The sequence below is a fragment of the Flavonifractor sp. AGMB03687 genome, from assembly GCF_017811815.1.
GTDB lineage: Bacteria > Bacillota > Clostridia > Oscillospirales > Oscillospiraceae > Flavonifractor.
Genome location: NZ_JADKZI010000006.1, coordinates 63,648 through 81,935 on the forward strand (window position 1 = coordinate 63,648; position 18,288 = coordinate 81,935).

Sequence of the window (18,288 nt, forward strand, 5' to 3'; positions counted from 1 at the left end):
CTATGCGTACCTATCACCATGACGCCGCACCGCTGGCCTACGCTCCGCCCGCTGTAAATCTTCTGTTGCTCGGGCTGTCCGCTCTGGTGCTGGGCGGTGTGCTGGCGCTGGGATTCCATGGGCTGGCCTCCGTCGCCGATGTGCCGATCCTGGGCGCGGTGGTGCGTGGGATGGGAAAAGTTGCCGCCGTCTCTCTGGGCATCGGTGTCGCCGGGCTGATCGCGGCGGCGGTGGTCCATCGTTTGCAATCTGACAGCGCCAAGATCCGGCACAAAGTCCGGCGGGCGCTGTGCCATCCACGCTATGGCAATCCCCTCCGGCTGCGCGAAGGGGAGTTGCTGCCGGGCGTAAACTGCAAAGACATTGGCGGCGGTGTGTATGAGCTGACCATTGAGGCACGGAGCTGCACAGTGGAGGCCATCACCGACGCTGCATCGGCAATATCCACCGCTGTTAATGGGAGGTTTGTCCGCTATGCGGTTACCCAGACGGATGCCGGGGTTGCCCATGACAAGGTCGTTTTCAGGTTGGAGGATGTATTGGTTGACCCCAGTTTGACATTTCACAATGCCGAAGAAATGAAGCCTGTCAGCCCAACGCGCCTACGGGTGCAGGATGGGGCCGACATTGACTTGACAACCAGCGGCTCCATGCTGGTGGCTGGAAAGACGAGAAGCGGCAAAACCACGGGCATTATTGCCTTGCTGTTGCAGGCGCTACAATGTGGGCGCGACGAGTACGGGAGCGAGGTTATCGTCATCGACCCCAAGCAAGCCGAACTGTCACGACTGCCCCATGTGGTGACCCTGGACGAGGACGGCGAGGCGAGGGAGATTTTGGCGGCGCTGCGCTGGTTTGCTGGCTCTATTATCAAGCGACAACGAACCCTAAACGACCTCTCCGAGCAGTCCGGCGATGCGGTCAAGTGGTGGGAAGCCGGTATGCACCCGTCATTCCTATTTATCGACGAGTATGTGGCGCTGAGGTCGATTTTTCCTCCAAAAGCGGCTAAGGATAGCGATTATTGCGTTGCTACCTTTGATAATATAATCAAACGCATTGTGACGATGGGGGCAAGTGCTGGCTGTTATGTTATCATCAGTATCGCCGAGGCATCCGTCCAGGAGGGCGGGCTTCCGGCCATGCTGCGCTCCGCCATGAGTACGCGGGTTCTATTCCGCCCCACCCGGTCGGAAGCTTTGCTGCTGTGGGATAAGACGAAGCTGGATACCATGCCTGACCGCGTCTATGGCCCCGGTGACGCCTGGTTTTCCTCCACGGATGGTGTGCATGACGCTGTATCGTATGTGCATTTTCCTCGTATGGAATTTCCTGTGTATCAGGCTTTAGGGCAGTTGCTTAGTGAGTATTACAACAATGATCCGGTATCTGCACCGCCCGCCGCTGTGTAGCACAAAGGCGGCGGGCGGTGCCCTTGGCAGCGACTGCCTGCGGGGGGCCGGGCTTGTTTAGCCCCCCGCAAAACTTGTTCCATTGTGCCAACATCCCATAAGAAAGGGGGTGAAATTATGGCAACAAAGAAAACGCCGAAGTGTCGCCACATGATGTATACGCAACAGTTGAACTATCTCCCCATGAAGGACTTAACCGCATTGCGGACTATCATTGAGCAGAAGATACACCCGGAGCGATATGCACTCATCTTACACGACCAAGAGACCGACGAAAAAGGAAACTCCAAACCACCCGATGTTCATGTAATGATGTCGTTTGCTCATGCCCGTCACTTATCATCTGTCGCTCACCTTTTGGGAGATGCCCCTCAGTACATTGAGGCATGGGACAGCCACCACGAAAATGGCTATGCTTATTTGGTACATTCCACCCGGCAGGCACAAGCCGAAGGCAAGCACCAGTATGACCCCGGCGAGGTTATCGCTAATTTTGATTATCCGGCGTATTTGCAGACCATACAGACAAAGGCTGTTCAAAAAGTGCGGCAGCAGGACATGACCGCAAAAGACCTCTTGGACGCCATGTATGCAGGAATCCTTACAAAATCAGAAGTAGAGCAGCGTTTGACCGGTTCCCAACTGGGTTATTACAAAAGACAGATAGATGCTGTCTGGTCTAAAGTCCTGAGAAACCGCGCTGACGCATGGCGGAAGGAAATGCGGGAACAGGGTAAACAAGTAACCGTTATCTGGCTTTTTGGCGTGGCGGGCGCTGGTAAAACTCGTCTGGCACGCGAGATTGCGGGAAAGCAGGGGCGGCCCTATTATATGTCCGGCTCCAGCCGCGACATCTTCGAGGACTATGCCAGTGAGCCAGTCATCGTCTTAGATGAGTTGAGACCGAAAGTTCTGGCATATCAGGATTTGCTTCGGCTCTTCGACCCATTTGGTGCGGAAGTAAAGGCCCCCTCACGGTACTTTGATAAGCATATTGCCGCAGATATGATTATCGTGACCAGTCCATATTCCCCGTATGCATTTTGGCTGGAACAATTTACGACCATTGTGAAGCACGACGGCTATGCCCGTAAACAATCCCTTGCCGACCAAGGCCCCGATGGATTTCCTCAGCTTGACCGGCGTGTTGCAGCAACTGTCATGGTGCAGCCTGGTACGATTGACCTTGTGTCTTTCAGCTATACGGATGGCCGCTATCATGTTCTGCAAAGCCGTGTAAACCCCTATCTGCAACAGACTGATTTCGTGTCCTCAGTTAGCTCAGAGGAAGTATTTAAGAAGATGTTTGATTAACTCTAACCACGCACAAGACGAAAGAGGCCCACCATGGAAAATCAAGTACCTATTAAAGACAAGTTCTGTCTGACGATTGACGAGGCAAGCGAGTATTTCGGCATTGGCGAAAAGAAACTTCGCAAGATCGTGGCAGAAAACCTAAATTCAGATTTTGTCATTCAAAACGGTGTAAAATATCTAATAAAGCGGAAACGCTTTGAATTATTTTTGAATGAAATTTCGGCGATTTAGTTGCCTTAACAATAGAAAAACATAGAAAAAGAGTCGAAAGTATGATACAATATTTTTGTATCGTGCCGAGGCTCTTTTCCTATTTCAGAAAGGAGCGTACCAAAATGAGCGAAAAGAGACGCGACAACAGAAACCGCATACTTCGCAACGGAGAGAGCCAACGCAAAGACGGACGATATGCGTATAAATACACCGACGCCACCGGAAAGCAACGGTTTGTTTATAGCTGGAAACTGGAAAAGACGGATAAATTGCCCGAAGGCAAGCGGGATTGCCTCTCCCTTCGGGAAAAGGCAAAGCAGATTCTGCGGGATTTAGACGACCAAATTGTTCCTCGTGGTGGAGAAATGACGGTTTTGGCGCTCGTCCAAAAGTACATTCTCCAGAAAACGGGCGTCCGCCCCAACACAGAGGCAGGCTATCAAACCGTGACCAACATCTTGAAAAAAGAGAAGTTCGGCGGCATGAGGATTGACCGGGTCAAGACCTCCGATGCCAAGTGCTGGTTGATACAACTGCAAAAGGACGGGCGCAGTTACAGCAGTATTCATTCTATCCGGGGCGTTGTACGGCCCGCCTTTCAGATGGCTGTGGAAGATGATTTGATACGCAAGAATCCGTTTGAGTTCCAGCTTGCAACCGTTGTTGTTAATGACAGTGTGACGCGGGAGGCAATTACCAGAAAGCAGGAGCGGGCGTTTTTGGAGTTCGTAAAGAACGACAAGCATTTCAGCCGCTACTATGAAGGCATTTACATCTTGTTCAAAACGGGTTTGAGGATTTCCGAGTTTGTTGGGTTAACCCTGGCCGACCTGGACATGGTAAACCGTATCATAACCGTTGACCATCAGTTGCAGCGGACAAGCGAGATGGAATACATCATCGAGGCCACCAAGACCGCCAGTGGAACAAGAAAAATCCCCATGACGGATGATGTATATGCCTGTTTTGAGCGGATTATTGCCAACCGCCAAAAGCCCAAGGTGGAGCCTATCATCGGTGGCAAATGGGGCTTTCTGTACCTGGACAAGAACGGGATGCCCATGGTGGCGCTCCACTGGGAACACTATTTCCAGCACATCTGCCAGAAGTACAACAGCATCTACAAAGTCCCGATGCCCAAGGTAACTCCCCATGTCTGTCGCCACACTTATTGCTCCAACATGGCGAAATCCGGCATGAATCCTAAGACCCTGCAATATTTGATGGGCCACTCTGACATTGGTGTGACGCTGAACACCTACACCCATATCAGCTTTGAGGATGCACAAAAGGAGTTGGAGCGGGTGGCAAACGGCGAGTAGTAAAACCGCAAAACAGGCCCCATTTTACTACTCCGTTTACTACTTTTGTCAGGAAAGATGTGCGAATTTACGCCAGGATATGCCAAGGAAGCAACGGAAAAAGAGAATGCAAAACAGGCAGAAAGCCGGTTATATCAATACTTTCAAGGAGTTTTCGCAAGTGATTAAAATACTGTTCGTGTGCCATGGAAAATATATGCAGGAGTCCGATGGCGGAGTTTGTAATGAAGGATATGGTGAAGAAAACGGGTCTGGAGAAAGATTTCCAGATTGCCTCCGCTGCCACCAGCACCGAGGAGATCGGACACCCAGTCTACCCTCCGGCACGCCGCAAGTTGGCCGAGCATGGGATACGGTGCGATGGACACAGCGCCCGCCAACTGACCAATCAGGACTACGACAAATACGACCTCCTGATTGGAATGGATCAGGCGAACCTCCGCAATATGTACCACATCTGCGGCGGAGACTACGCCGGCAAGATGCACCTCCTGCTGTATTTTACCGACCGCCCCGGCGATGTAGCCGACCCGTGGTACACGGACGACTTCGAGGAGACATGGCGGGATGTGTGGGAAGGCTGCCAAGGGCTGCTTAGATTTATAGAGAAAACGGAGGCGCAGCGTCATGGAGCAAAATGATAAGATCCAGCTTTTTGAGGATAAACGAATCCGCACCGCGTGGGACGAGGAAAAAGAAGAATGGTACTTCTCCATCGTCGATGTGGTGGCAGTGCTGACGGATCAGCCAGATACTCGTCACGCCAGCACATATTGGGCTGTGCTAAAAAATAGGCTCAAAGAAGAAGGCGCAAATGAACTGCTTACAAATTGTAAGCAGTTGAAATTGCGCGCTACGGATGGTAAGCGCCGAGCCACCGATGTGGCTGACACCCAGCAGCTTCTCCGCATTATTCAATCCATCCCTTCGCCCAAAGCCGAGCCATTCAAACTCTGGCTGGCAGAAGTGGGTCGGGAGCGAATCGAGGAAACCATTGATCCCGAGTTGACCATTGAACGGGCTTTGATGACCTATCAGCGGAAAGGCTATACCCGCGAGTGGATCAACCAGAGGCTCCAGGCAATTCAGGTTCGCAAGGAGTTAACTGATGAATGGGACGCCCGCGGCGTCCAGAAGGGCGTGGAATATGCCATCCTGACTGATGAGATCTCCCGAGCGTGGTCGGGTATGACCACACGGCAATATAAGAAGCTCAAGGGACTGACCAAGGAAAACCTCCGCGACAATATGAGTACGCTGGAGCTGGTGCTGAATATGCTGGCAGAAGCAACGACCACGCAGCTTTCAAAACAGCGTCAGCCGTCCACATTTCAGGAAAATTTGCAAACCGCCCGAGAGGGTGGCGAGGTTGCCGGTAGTGCAAGAAAAGATATTGAAGCTCGCTCCGGCGGTGTCCCGGTCATTACTTCTCAAAATGCCGCTCAGCTCAATGAGGTTGTGACCGATATGATTGAAGGCGTGAGCGTCGAACAGGATGATGGTACAGAACCCAGAAGCAAGAATTGACACTGTGCCATGCATATGGTATAATTTTCTCAAGCAAAATGAGGGTATACGGATACTAACATCGTAACCAAGGCATTGCTTTAGATGTCTAAAGTGTCTACCCTTGACAAAAACCGCATCAGACCCCTGTGCGGGTCTGATGCGGTTTTTCTTTCTCTTTCGGACTCAAATCGTCCCGTTTGCGTACTTTTCCTTATGAGTCTGAATGAGGGCCTCATCGTCAAAGTAGTTGATCTTCATGGCCGCCTTGACCTCGTTCAGGGTCTGCTGGGCAATGGCGCGGGCCGCATTGCAGCCCGCTTTGAGAATGTCATAGACCGCCCCGATATCCTTTTCGTATTCCTTTCTCCGCTCCCGAATGGGGGCCAACTCCTCCTGAATGATGCTGTTCAGAAACTTTTTGATCTTCACATCCCCCAGGCCGCCCCGCTGGTAGTGCTCCTTCAGCTCGTCCAGGCTGGCGTACTCCGGCAGGTACTCCCCAAAGTGCCGGGGCTGACAGAAGGCATCCAGGTAGGTAAAGACCGTATTGCCCTCCACATGGCCGGGATCGGAGACCTTCAGGTGGAGCGGGTCGGTATACATATTCATGATCTTCTGGCGCACCTCCTCCGGGTCGTCGGCCAGGAAGATGCAGTTGCCCAGGGACTTGCTCATCTTGGCCTTGCCGTCGGTGCCCGGCAGACGCATGCAGGCGCTGTTCTCGGGCAGCAGCACATCGGGCTCCACCAGGGTCTCCTGGTAGATGGAATTGAACTTGCGCACAATTTCCCGGGTCTGCTCCAGCATGGGCAGCTGATCCTCCCCCACCGGCACGGTGGTAGCCTTGAAGGCGGTGATATCCGCCGCCTGGCTCACCGGGTAGCACAGGAAGCCAGTGGGGATGCTGGCCTCGAAATTCCTCATCTGAATCTCCGCCTTGACGGTGGGGTTGCGGTACAGCCGGGCCACACTGACCAGATTCAGATAGTAGTAGGTCAGCTCGGTGAGCTCGGAGATCTGGGACTGGACAAACAGGATGGAAATGCTGGGGTCCAGGCCCACCGACAGGTAGTCCAGCGCCACCTCTATGATATTCTGGCGCACTTTTTCCGGGTTATCGAAATTGTCCGTCAGTGCCTGGGCATCGGCGATCATAATGAGAATCTTCTCATATTCGCCGGAATTTTGCAGGGCCACCCGTCTTCTCAGGGAGCCCACATAGTGGCCTAAATGCAGTCTGCCGGTAGGCCGGTCACCTGTCAAAATAATCTTACGCATCTGAAACACTCCTCTTTTTCATGTGGATTTGGGAGTCCTTTCGTCAGAGGCGTGCTGGAAAACAAAACGCCCTTGACAGACTTCCAGTTCTGTCAAGGGCGAATAACTATCTTATCCGTGGTGCCACCTTGATTCATAAGGATAACCCTTATGCGCTTAGCGGGATACCAGCATATCCCCGGTAACTGACGTATACCTACACGTCGCAGAATACTCTGTGAGCCACCTTGCTCCCATTTGACTGCGCCCTCAGCGGTCCATTTGACAACTTGTTTCTTGCCTGATTCTCAGCATCGCAGGCTCTCTGTAAAGGCATGATTGCCGTTATCTCCGCTTCAACGGTTTCCTATTAAATTGATGGGGATAGTATAGTCCCAAACCTCACCGTTGTCAATCCTTAAATTTGAGCGCACAAAAAACCGGCCTGCCGCAAGTGCGGCAGGCCGGTTTCTCATCGGTCTCAGAAGTACTTCTTGATGCCCTCGGTAGCCAGGGACTCGTCAGCGCTGATGGTGACGGTGAACTTGATGTTGTTCTTCTCGGAGAAGTTGTTCAGCCAATCCAGGAAGTCCTCCACCGAGTGATCGGTGACGTCGGCGGTCACGATCTTGGTCAGGCTGTCGATGAACACGTGGGTAATATCGTAGTTGCCGGCATAGAGGCCGCTGATGAAGCCCTTCATGAAGTCGAAGTTGCAAACATCAAAGTGGCTGGCCTCAACCAGGCGAATCTTATAGTGAATGTCATAGGTCAGCTTGGGGCCGCGCTCGATGCAAACAACGTTGCCATTCTCGCTGTGAACAGCGGAGTTAATGAGCTCGATCATCTGCTTGGTCTTACCGGTGCCCTTGACCCCCATGATCACTCTCACCATAGTTATCACTCCTTCTTAGTCCGCCGGGACCACCCCGGCCTGGTGCATTTATGTTACCATTTTTGCGGTGGGATTGCAACTGATTTGCTCAAGTTCACAAAAAATTCCCACAGGTCCCCCCTGGGTGACCGTCAGGTTTACCGTTAGCCCAGTCGGGCCTCCAGTTCCGCTTTTTTATCTTCATATCCAGGCTTACCCAGCAGGGCGTACATATTATTCTTATAAGCCTCCACGCCGGGCTGGTCGAAGGGGTTGATCTCCAGCAGGTAGCCGGACAGGCCGCAGACGTACTCAAAGTAGTAGATGAGAGCGCCCACGCTCTTGGCGCAGCGGCCGGGTGCGGTGACCATCAGGTTGGGCACACCGCCGTCCACATGGGCCAGCAGGGTGCCCCGCATGGCCTGCTCAGCCACGAAGGACAGGTCCTTGCCCGCCAGGAAGTTGAGGCCGTCCACGTTGTCGGGATCGTGGGGGATGGTGACGGCGGGACCGTTGCTCTTCTCGAAGCGCACCACGGTCTCCAGCATGAGGCGCTCGCCCTGCTGGATGTACTGACCCATGGAGTGCAGGTCGGCGGTGAACTCCACGCTGGCGGGGAACAGGCCCTTGCCCTCCTTGCCCTCGCTCTCACCGTAGAGCTGCTTCCACCACTCGCCGAAGAAGCGGTAGGAGGGCTCATAGCCCACCAGGATATCCACCTTCTTGCCGCCGGTGTACAGGGCATGGCGGGCGGCAGCGTGCTGCCAGGCGGGGTTGGCCTCACCGGGCACGGCCAGGGTCTCCATCTCCTCCCGGGCACCCTCCATCAGGGCGGCGATGTCTACGCCGGCGCAGGCGATGGGCAGCAGGCCCACGGCGGTGAGCACGCTGTAGCGGCCGCCGATGGCGTCGGGCACCACGAACTCCTCATAGCCCTCGGCGTCGGCCAGGCCCTTCAGAGCGCCCTTGTGGGCGTCGGTGGTGGCGTAAATGCGCTTGCGGGCCTCCTCCTTGCCGTACTTCTCCTCCAGCAGGTTCTTGAAGATCCGGAAGGCCACGGCGGGCTCGGTGGTGGTACCAGACTTGGAGATCACGTTGATGGACCATTCCTTGTCCTTGATGAGCTCCATCACTTCCAGCATGGCGTCGGTGGACAGGCCGTTGCCGGCGAAGTAGATGGCGGGACCGTCCTTGTGGGTCAGATTGAAGTTGGGGGAGTTGACCAGCTCCACCACGGCGCGGGCGCCCAGGTAGGAGCCGCCGATGCCGATGACCACCAGGGCCTGGGAGTTGGAGCGGATGCGCTCCGCGGCGGCCTGGATGCGGGCAAACTCTTCTTTATCGTAGTCCCGGGGCAGGTGGACCCAGCCGGTAAAGTCGCCGCCTGCGCCGCTGCCGGTCTCCAGCTTCTGCCGGGCGCTCTCCAGGGCGTCCAGACGGCTGGTCAGCCAGTTTTCCGGGAGGAAAGAACGGGCATTGGAGGTGTCGATTTGAATCATGGTGACGTCACTCCTTCTTCTATTTCACAAAGCCGTTTCTCGGCCAGTGCCTCTATCATACACCTAGCCGCGGCCTTTGGCCAGAGAAAAAAGCCAATTATCGGAAAAACCTTCAGGCCTTCCGCACCCAGATGGTGTTATCGTTCATGGTGGTGGCCTCGCCCCAGTCGGAGAGGCGCTGGTGGGTCAGACAGTTGACGGTGTTTTCGCCGGGATAGACGCCTTCAGCCACCACCGTCATGGGAGCCACGGCCCGATCCAGGGCCAGGGTGCAGGTCATCTCGCCCAGGTTATTGTAGCACACTACCTGCTCCCCCTGGGACAGACCCAGTCGGGCGGCGTCCTCGCTGTTCATGCGCACCGTCATCTCGCCCCGCAGGTCCCGCAGAGCGGAGGACTCATTGAAGGAGGAGTTGAGGGTGTGGACCACCGGGGCGCAGATCAGGTGGAAGGGGTCGGAACCGCCGTGGGGCTGGAACCAGCCAATGATGGGCTCGTTCAGGTGGATCTTGCCGTCCTCCGTCTGAACGGGCAGGGGGAAGGGGCTCTCCAGCACCACCGGCTCCCCGGCCAGCACCTTGTCCTTCTCCTCCCGGGTGAGGGCCCAGCTGTCCTCCACCATCTGGCGGCACAGCTCCTCCGGGGTGCGGCCCTGGAAGGGGTCCTCAATGCCCATGGCGGCAGCCAGCAGGGTAAACACCTCCCAGTTGCTCTTCACCTCACCGGGGGCGGGCACCGCCGCCGGGGCGTACTGGATCTCCCGGTAGCCGTAGGGGGTGTACAGGTCGGTCTGCTCCACCATGTAGGGGGCGGGCAGGATGATGTCGGCGTACTTGGCGGTGTCGGTCATGTACCGCTCGTGGACCACGGTAAACAGGTCCTCCCGGGCTAGACCCCGGCGGACGGCGTTCTGGTCGGAGGTCACCGTGGCCGGATTGGCGTGGTAGACGTACAGGCTGTGGATGGGGGTGGAGAGGCCCTTGCCCTGCAGCGCGTAGCCCAGCTGGTTAATGTTGATCATCTGGGTGTTCTTCTTGGCCAGGTCGGGCCGCTTGACGCAGGACTTGTCCACCAGATCGGGAGAGGAGCAGATGCCGTAGGTGCCGCCGCCCTTCTTGGCCCAGGCGCCCACAGCAGCAGGCAGAGCGGTGATGGCGCGGGTGGCCTCGCCGCCGTTGCCGGAGCGGGAGAAGCCGCTGCCCAGCACGATGCAGGGGGCCTTGGCTCTGCCGTAGACCAGGGCCAGGTCCCGGATGACATCGGGGCTCAGGCCGATGAGGCACTGGGTCTCCTCGGGCTCCCACACGTCCAGGGTGGCCCGCAGCTCCTCCCAGCCCGCAGCGTGCTCGGCCAGCCAGGCCTCGTCGGTGAGGCCCTCCTGGTCCAGCACCTGGAGCATGGACAGAGCCAGAGCGCCGTCGCTGCCCGGCTGGATCAGAATAGTCTGGTCGGCCAGTTCGGCGGAGGGATTCTCATACACGTCGATGAGGATGATCTTGGCGCCATTGGCCTTGGCCTTCCGCAGGATGGGGGCCAGGTGGGCACGGGTGGCGGGGATGTTGGTGGACCACAGCAGGATCAGGTCGCTGTGCTCCACCTCCCAGGGAGACAGGTCGCAGGAGTTGCCCATGACCTGCTTCCAGCCGGTGGACTTGGCGGTGCTGCACAGGGTGCGCTTGAGGCGGCTGGCACCCAGGGCGTGGAAGAAGCCCTCGCCGCAGTTACGGTGGACCACGCCCATGGTGCCGGCGTAGGAGTAGGGCAGGATGGTCTCCGGGCCGTACTGGGCCATCAGCTCCTTCCAGCGACTGGTGATCTCTTCAATGGCCTGGTCCCAGGAGATGGGCTCGAACTCCCCTGCGCCCTTGGCACCGGTACGGCGCAGCGGGGTGAGGATGCGGTGGGGGCCGTTCATGGCCTCGGGCAGATGGCGCATTTTGGCGCACACCCAGCCGTCGGTATAAGGGTTGGCCGGATCGCCGGTGATGGCGGTGACGGTATTGCCCTGTGTCTCCACCAGCAGCGAGCACCCCTCGGGGCAGTCATAGGGACAGGCAGAACGACAAGTGGACATGATGATAACCTCCTTTTGAAAAAGGCCGCCCGTGGGCGGCCTTTTGCGAGCAAAACAGGAATCATTTGCGTAGGGGCCGACGCCCACATCGGCCCGGCGGTTTTGTATCTAGAGGGGGACAACGTCCCCCCTGGACTTAGTTCTTCAGGCTCTGCATGGGGGCGGGAATGCGGCCGCCCCGGGCCACGAAGGCCTCAGCGCTCTGGGGATGGATAGGCATGACGGGGGCAGAGCCCAGCAGGCCGCCGAACTCCACGGTGTCGCCCACCACCTTGCCGGGGGCGGGGATGATGCGCACAGCGGTGGTCTTGGAGTTGACCATGCCAATGGCAGCCTCGTCGGCGATGATGGCGGAGATGGTGGCAGCGGAGGTATCGCCGGGGACGGCGATCATATCCAGGCCCACGGAGCACACGCAGGTCATAGCCTCCAGCTTGTCCAGGTGGAGCACGCCGGAACGGGCGGCGGCGATCATGCCCTCGTCCTCACTGACGGGGATGAAGGCGCCGGACAGGCCGCCCACGTGGGAGGAGGCCATGACGCCGCCCTTCTTCACCGCGTCGTTGAGCAGGGCCAGGGCGGCGGTGGTACCGTGGGTGCCGCAGGTCTCCAGGCCCATCTCCTCCAGGATGCGGGCCACGGAGTCGCCGATGGCGGGGGTGGGAGCCAGGGACAGGTCCACGATGCCGAAGGGCACCCCCAGGCGGCGGCTGGCCTCCTGGGCCACCAGCTGACCCATACGGGTCACCCGGAAGGCGGTCTTCTTGATGGTCTCGGCCACCACGTCAAAGGGCTGGCCCTTCACGTCCTTCAGGGCATGGTGCACCACGCCGGGGCCAGACACGCCCACGTTGATGATGCAGTCGGGCTCGCCCACGCCGTGGAAGGCGCCGGCCATGAAGGGGTTATCCTCCACGGCGTTGCAGAACACCACCAGCTTGGCGCAGCCGAAGCCGCCCTGGTCGGCGGTGAGCTGGGCGCACTCCTTGATGGTGCGGCCCATGACGCCCACAGCGTTCATGTTGATGCCCGCCTTGGTGGAGCCCACGTTGACGCTGGCGCACACCAGATCGGTGCGGGCCAGGGACTCTGGGATGGAGGCGATGAGCTTCCGGTCGGCCTTGGTAGCGCCCTTCTGCACCAGAGCGGAGAAGCCGCCGATGAAGTTGACGCCCACCGCCTTGGCGGCGTTGTCCATGGCCACAGCAAAGGGCACATAGCTGTTGGTCTCGGAGGCCCCGGCCACCAGGGCCATGGGGGTCACGGAGAGCCGCTTGTTGACGATGGGGATACCGAACTCCCGCTCGATGGCCTCGCCGGTGGCCACCAGGTGCTCGGCCTGGCGGGTGATCTTGTCATAGATCTTGCGGCAGGCGGCGTTGGGATCGGAGTCGGCGCAGTCCAGCAGGGAGATGCCCATGGTAATGGTACGCACATCCAGATGCTGCTGGTCGATCATATGGATCGTATCAAAAATCTCGTTGGCATTAATCATAAAATGATGTACTCCTTATCGTCGGACGATCATCGTTTCTTGTCACGCTGCGCACGCCTCACAGCCGGGTCGCCTTCCCTCCGTCTCGGGCTGGTCTGCGGGCCGCAAAGCGGCCCTGCGCTCGCCCTCGCTCCGGTCCAGGCTCCCCTGCTCGGCGGCTTCGCGCTTCCTCAGATGCGATGCATGGCATTAAAGATGTCCTCCCGCTGGGCGCGGATGGACAGATCCCGGTCCTTGCCCTCCTGCTCCATCAGGGCAGCCAGGTCGGCAAAGGGCAGGTCGCAGTTGCTGACATCCACCAGCATGACCATGGTGAAATAGTCCTGCAGGATGGTCTGGCTGATATCCAGAACGTTGACGTTGTGCTGGGCCAGCAGACCGCACACCAGGGACATGATGCCCACCCGGTCCTTGCCCAGAACGGTGACAATGGCTTTCATAGTTGATAACTCCTTTATTTCTCGATATGGAAACGGCACCGGCTCAGGTCCGGCCCATCTCATCCAGGGTCATGCCGAAGGCAGGGAGGAAATGCTCCAGGAAATAGTCCACCTCGGGCAGGCCGTAGTCCTTCAGGGCGTCCAGGGTCTGCCGGGCGGCCTGCTGGAACTCGGTGTTGCCCGCCTTCAGCTCCTCCAGGCACTTGATGTGGGCGGACAGCTTGTCCGCCGCCTTCACCAGGGCCTTGGTATCCGGGTCGTAGTCCTCCCGCAGCAGGGGGGAAAAGGCGGGGCGCAGCTCCTCCGGCAGCATGTTCAGCAGCTTGCCGGCGGAGAACTCCTCCACCTTCTTGTAGGCGTCCCGGATCTCCGGGTCGTAATACTTGATGGGGGTGGGCAGATCGCCGGTGAGGATCTCCGGGGCGTCATGGTACAGGGCGGCCATGGCGGCCAGACCGGGGTCGGCCTCCTTCCCGAACACATCCCGCCGGATCACCGCCAGGGCGTGGGAGAGCACCGCCACCATGTGGGAGTGCTCCTGGATGTTCTCCTGAAAGGTGTTGCGCATGAGTCCCCAGCGGTTGATGTACCGCATCCGGGATAAATAGGCAAAAAAGGGTCGAGATTCCATCCATAATCCCCCTATTCCATCGAAACAAGTTATTCTACCATAAATGCACGTCGGTGTAAACGGAAGGCCCCCAAACTTTTCCCCTCCAAAGGCCCATACCCTATGCAGCGAGGATATCGTATTGCCCCTTTTGGTGTGCTACAATGGCTATAGAATCGATTCTGACCCAATCTGACGAGGAGTGTGAGGAATTATGCAAGCAAAGCGGAAAAACATTTGGGATCTGCTGGGCTTTGTGGTGGGCCTGGCGCTGGTGCTGGCCGGCATCGTGTTCCTGGCCACCCCGGCGGAGACCTACTCCACCCACAGCCCGGATATGGCCAGTTTCGGCGCGGACTTCTACACCTATCAGTATGACGCCACCCGGGACGCCGCCCTCAACGCCGCCGTGACCGCCAACAACCTGCGGGAGCTGGGCGGCAAGCTGGCTGTCTACAGCGGTGTCTTCTTTATGGCGGCAGGCGCTCTGACCATCATCCACTACGGCAGACGGTGCTTTGCCGTGGGCGCTCCGGCCGCACCGGAGGCCCCTACTGTACCGGAGGATGTGCCGCCGGTGGAGACCGAAGCGGCCCAGCCCGCTGAGCTCACCCCGCCGGAAGATCCCCAGCCCTGAATCCACAAAAACCCGCCCATGCATGGCATGGGCGGGTTTTTTGTGCTGTGTGTCCACGGGCATTGCCCGGCATTCTTCGGGGTGGTATACTGTCCCTAGTAAGCCAAGAAACCGGAACGCGGAGGTGACAGACCGTGAAACCATTGCCGCCCAAAAAGGTAAGAAGGATCGTCTGGCTGATGTTGGGTGTGGGCAGTGCCCTGGCGGTTGGGGGCGTGCTGGCGGAGATCAATCTGCTGACCACCATCGGCGTGGTGATCATGCTGTGCGCGCTGGGGTTTCAGCTTCTTTTCTACCGGTGCCCCCATTGCGGAAAATATCTGGACCGAAGCACGGGGCCCTTCTGTCCCCACTGCGGACGCAGTATCGATGAGTGAGGCCCCAACAACGAAAAAAAGACCTGAAACCAAAGTTTCAGGTCTTTTTGGTGGAGATAAGCGGGATCGAACCGCTGACCTCTTGAATGCCATTCAAGCGCTCTCCCAGCTGAGCTATACCCCCATATTCACTTGGCCGCCGGTCAGGTCGACCGAACGAATTGTATTTTAGCACTCCTCTCCCCTGTTGTCAACTGCTTTTTTCATTTTTCTCAAAAATTTTTGGAGTTGGGTGTTGTCAACCGCCGGTTGACAGGATGGAAGGGGGCGGCCCTTGCTTTTTGGACCGCCGTCGGATAGGATAAAACCAGCGAAAGGAGGGGGATGGACATGACGCTGGGTCAGCGCATCCAGGCCCACCGCACCCGGCTGGGGCTCTCCCAGGAGGGGCTGGGGGACAAGCTGGGGGTATCCCGTCAAGCGGTCAGCAAGTGGGAGGCCGACGGGGCGGTACCCGACACCGACAAACTGATCGCCCTGTCCAAGCTGTTTGGCATCACTTTAAATGAACTGCTCCAGGTGGAGGAGCCGCCGGCAGCAAAAAAGGACTCCCGCATCCGTCGGAAAATGCTGCTCCTGGCGGTAGTGTGCTTTCTGGCCGGGCTGGCGGTGGGCATCATCCCCCAAGCTATAAAGCAGCTGGCTCCGCCCAAACTAAGCGAACAGATTGCAAACCATGGCATGTCGGTGACCAGCCTTTCCGGCAGCTCTGAGACAGGGGAGCTTTTTGTGTGGGTTCTTATGGAGGATTCTGCTGCACTGGAGGACACCACGGTCTTTTTCCTGGCGGAAACAGACACAGGAGAGCGTTTTCGGCAGGAATCCACGGACCAGCGGGCATCGCTGGAAGGGGTCTCCTATTCAGCGACTTTTACCGTACCCAACGAGCCACTGCGCATTTTCGTGGGTTTTGAGAAAAACGGACGGGAAGAACTACAGATTCTAAATGAGTACGGCTAGTTTGCCCCTACATAAAAATACCCCGGGGATCATCCCCGGGGTATTTTTATGTGTTATTCCTTTGGCTTGTCTCCAAAGCCGGTCTCTGGCTTCTCCGGCTGATCGGGAGTCTCTCCATCAAGCTGGATATCCCCACCGAGGGGAATGCTGGCCTGAGTCTGGGCAGGCTTCTCTGCCGCCTGCTCCCGCTTCTCCAGCTCAGCATACTGATCGGCCAAGGCGGGGTCGCGGCCCTCCAGAATGGCCACCATCTCGGCGCCGGTGATGGTCTCCTTCTCCAGCAGGAAGGCCACCACCTTGTCCATGTCCTCCCGGCTCTCGGAGAGGATCTGGGTAGCCTTCCGGTAGCAGGAGTCGATGATGCCGTGGACCGCCTGGTCCATGGAGGCGGCGGTGTTTTCCGCGCAGTCCAGGCCGTAGCCGCCGTCCAGGTACTGGTTGCGGCGGGAGGCCAGAGCCATCATACCAAACTGCTCACTCATGCCGAACATGGCTACCATGTTGCGGGCGATGCTGGTGGCGTCCTGGATGTCCTGAGCGGCGCCGTTGGTCATGGTGTGCATCACCAGCTCCTCGGCCACACGGCCGCCCATGGAGACGGTGATCTGGGCCAGCAGCTCGTCCTTGGTGTGGAGGTTCTTGTCCTCCTCCGGCAGGTGGAGGGTGTAGCCCAGGGCGCCCTGGGTGTGGGGGACGATGGTGATCTTGGTGACCGGCTCGGCGTGCTTCTGCTTATAGGCCACCATGGCATGGCCCACCTCGTGATAGGCCACCAGCTTCTTCTCGAACTCGCTGAGGACGCTGCCCTTCTTCTCGGCGCCGGCAATGACCAGCTCGAAGGCGGTGAGCAGGTCCTGCTGGTTGACCGCCTTGCGGCCCAGCCGGACCGCACGCAGGGCGGCCTCGTTGACCAGGTTGGCCAGATCGGCGCCCACGGCGCCGGCGGTAGCCAGGGCCACCTTCTTCAGATCCACGTCCTCCGCCAGCTTGATCTTGCGGGTATGGACCTGGAGGGTAGCCAGACGGCCGGCCAGGTTGGGCCGGTCCACGGTGATGCGCCGGTCGAAGCGGCCGGGCCGCAGCAGGGCCTGGTCCAGCACCTCGGGCCGGTTGGTGGCGGCCAGCAGGATGACGCCCTTGGTGGGGTCAAAGCCGTCCATCTCAGCCAGCAGCTGGTTCAGGGTCTGCTCCCGCTCGTCATTGCCGCCCATGCGGTTGTCGCGGGATTTACCGATGGTATCGATCTCGTCGATGAACACGATACAGGGGGCCATCTTGTTGGCCTCCTTGAACAGGTCGCGGACACGGGCGGCGCCCATACCCACGAACATCTCCACGAAGTCGGAACCGGAGATGGAGAAGAAGGGCACGTTGGCCTCACCGGCCACGGCCTTGGCCAGCAGGGTCTTACCGGTACCGGGCGGGCCCACCAGCAGAGCGCCCTTGGGCAGCTTGGCGCCGATCTCGGTGTACTTCTGGGGATTGTGGAGGAAGTCGATGATCTCCACCAGGGATTCCTTGGCCTCATCCTGGCCGGCCACATCTTTAAAAGTGACGCCGGTCTTTTTCTCCACGTAAACCTTGGCGTTGGACTTGCCCAGGTTGCCCAGGCCGCCGCCCATCTTGCCCGCCATGCTGCGGAACAGGAAGGAGAACAGGGCCACCATCACCACCATGGGCAGCACCCAGGACACCAGCATGGATACGATGGGGTTGAGCTCCTCCACATACTCGGGACCGTACTGGGTGACGCCGTGCTCCTCCAGCAGATCGATGAGGGCATCATCCCGGACGTTGGCCTGGGTGATGGGTGCACAGTAGTAGGTGGTCTTTTCCTGGGCCCACTCCGAGGGCGGGGGAATGGTACCCTTCTGATCGGTCTTCTGGGTCTCGCTGCCGTCGGAGATGCCGGCGGCTTCAGCGGTCTTGGTGATGTTGCCGTTGGCATCCACCGACACACCATCCTTCAGATAGATGGTGTACTTGTTGGAGTCCATGACGACTCCTTCCACACAATCCTGCTTGACCAGCTCACGGAACACGCCGTAGCTGATCTCCACCGAATTGGCCTGGCGGAACATGGAAGAGGCGTAGTTGACCAGCACGGTCAGCACCAGGGCCCACAGGATGATGGACACGATGGCGGTGATGTTGCGCTTGTTGTTGCCTCCGCCCTTTCCGCGGTTATTGTTTTGGCGATCGGGATTCAATAGAAATGCCTCCTTGAGTGCATTCATTCCAACTGGAAAGTAATTATAGTTATAGCACACGACCCCTGAAAAAACAAGAAAG

Annotated in this window: 16 protein-coding genes, 1 tRNA gene and 1 pseudogene; 9 read left to right on the forward strand and 9 right to left on the reverse strand. The window is 58.2% G+C overall.

Going from position 1 to position 18,288, the window contains the following annotated elements; all coding sequences use genetic code 11:
• The first annotated feature begins 2 nt into the window (after positions 1 to 2).
• From J9789_RS12635 to J9789_RS12660, 6 genes and pseudogenes are all read left to right on the forward strand, one after another.
• Entirely contained in the window at positions 3 to 1,412 is a 1,410-nt protein-coding gene (locus J9789_RS12635; RefSeq protein WP_209345951.1) for an FtsK/SpoIIIE domain-containing protein, read from the forward strand.
• 117 nt (positions 1,413 to 1,529) lie between these two features.
• The gene (locus tag J9789_RS12640; protein WP_209345953.1) at positions 1,530 to 2,726 is read left to right on the forward strand and encodes a Rep family protein; all 1,197 of its coding nucleotides are present in this window, start codon (positions 1,530 to 1,532) and stop codon (positions 2,724 to 2,726) included.
• 33 nt (positions 2,727 to 2,759) lie between these two features.
• Positions 2,760 to 2,960 carry an excisionase gene (locus tag J9789_RS12645; protein WP_209345955.1) on the forward strand — a complete coding sequence of 67 codons (201 nt, stop codon included), beginning with the start codon at positions 2,760 to 2,762 and terminating at the stop codon, positions 2,958 to 2,960.
• Between the two features lie 104 nt (positions 2,961 to 3,064).
• A complete protein-coding gene (locus J9789_RS12650; protein ID WP_209345957.1) occupies positions 3,065 to 4,264 on the forward strand; it encodes a site-specific integrase in 1,200 nt (399 codons plus the stop codon).
• Positions 4,265 to 4,424: 160 nt separating this feature from the next.
• Positions 4,425 to 4,905 (forward strand): annotated as a pseudogene (locus tag J9789_RS12655) (low molecular weight protein-tyrosine-phosphatase).
• On the forward strand, positions 4,892 to 5,791 hold the full coding sequence (locus tag J9789_RS12660) for a Bro-N domain-containing protein (protein WP_209345961.1): 900 nt from the start codon (positions 4,892 to 4,894) through the stop codon (positions 5,789 to 5,791). Before J9789_RS12655 ends, J9789_RS12660 begins: the two are co-directional and overlap by 14 nt.
• Before the next feature lie 165 nt (positions 5,792 to 5,956).
• Here the strand turns inward: J9789_RS12660 and trpS are convergent, their stop codons facing one another.
• The 7 genes from trpS to yfbR form a co-directional block, all read right to left on the reverse strand.
• Complete coding sequence (gene trpS / locus J9789_RS12665) at positions 5,957 to 7,051, reverse strand: tryptophan--tRNA ligase (RefSeq protein WP_209345963.1); 1,095 nt, start codon at positions 7,049 to 7,051, stop codon at positions 5,957 to 5,959.
• Positions 7,052 to 7,511: 460 nt separating this feature from the next.
• Complete coding sequence (locus J9789_RS12670; RefSeq protein WP_209345965.1) at positions 7,512 to 7,925, reverse strand: hypothetical protein; 414 nt, start codon at positions 7,923 to 7,925, stop codon at positions 7,512 to 7,514.
• Between the two features lie 143 nt (positions 7,926 to 8,068).
• Complete coding sequence (locus J9789_RS12675) at positions 8,069 to 9,403, reverse strand: glucose-6-phosphate isomerase (protein ID WP_209345967.1); 1,335 nt, start codon at positions 9,401 to 9,403, stop codon at positions 8,069 to 8,071.
• A 112-nt stretch (positions 9,404 to 9,515) separates the two neighbouring features.
• A complete protein-coding gene (locus J9789_RS12680; RefSeq protein WP_209345969.1) occupies positions 9,516 to 11,477 on the reverse strand; it encodes a molybdopterin-dependent oxidoreductase in 1,962 nt (653 codons plus the stop codon).
• A 136-nt stretch (positions 11,478 to 11,613) separates the two neighbouring features.
• Positions 11,614 to 12,972, reverse strand: coding sequence for a PFL family protein (locus J9789_RS12685; RefSeq protein WP_209345971.1), 1,359 nt, complete (start codon positions 12,970 to 12,972; stop codon positions 11,614 to 11,616).
• A gap of 170 nt (positions 12,973 to 13,142) precedes the next feature.
• Positions 13,143 to 13,412: an ACT domain-containing protein gene (locus J9789_RS12690; protein ID WP_209345973.1), complete on the reverse strand. Its 270-nt coding sequence runs from the start codon at positions 13,410 to 13,412 to the stop codon at positions 13,143 to 13,145.
• 43 nt (positions 13,413 to 13,455) lie between these two features.
• Positions 13,456 to 14,043, reverse strand: coding sequence for a 5'-deoxynucleotidase (gene yfbR, locus J9789_RS12695; protein WP_209345975.1), 588 nt, complete (start codon positions 14,041 to 14,043; stop codon positions 13,456 to 13,458).
• Between the two features lie 193 nt (positions 14,044 to 14,236).
• Here yfbR and J9789_RS12700 point away from each other — a divergent pair, with 193 nt between their 5' ends.
• Together J9789_RS12700 and J9789_RS12705 are read left to right on the forward strand one after the other, a co-directional pair.
• Complete coding sequence (locus tag J9789_RS12700) at positions 14,237 to 14,659, forward strand: hypothetical protein (protein WP_209345977.1); 423 nt, start codon at positions 14,237 to 14,239, stop codon at positions 14,657 to 14,659.
• A gap of 134 nt (positions 14,660 to 14,793) precedes the next feature.
• Complete coding sequence (locus J9789_RS12705; protein ID WP_209345978.1) at positions 14,794 to 15,036, forward strand: hypothetical protein; 243 nt, start codon at positions 14,794 to 14,796, stop codon at positions 15,034 to 15,036.
• 48 nt (positions 15,037 to 15,084) lie between these two features.
• On the opposite strand, the gene J9789_RS12710 is transcribed toward J9789_RS12705, so the two are convergent.
• A tRNA-Ala gene (locus J9789_RS12710) sits at positions 15,085 to 15,160 on the reverse strand.
• Between the two features lie 206 nt (positions 15,161 to 15,366).
• Between J9789_RS12710 and J9789_RS12715 the strand changes: the two genes are divergently transcribed.
• On the forward strand, positions 15,367 to 15,996 hold the full coding sequence (locus J9789_RS12715) for a helix-turn-helix domain-containing protein (RefSeq protein WP_209345980.1): 630 nt from the start codon (positions 15,367 to 15,369) through the stop codon (positions 15,994 to 15,996).
• 53 nt (positions 15,997 to 16,049) lie between these two features.
• On the opposite strand, the gene ftsH is transcribed toward J9789_RS12715, so the two are convergent.
• Positions 16,050 to 18,206, reverse strand: a complete 2,157-nt coding sequence (gene ftsH / locus J9789_RS12720) for an ATP-dependent zinc metalloprotease FtsH (RefSeq protein WP_245185269.1) — start codon at positions 18,204 to 18,206, stop codon at positions 16,050 to 16,052.
• Between the last annotated feature and the right edge of the window lie 82 nt (positions 18,207 to 18,288).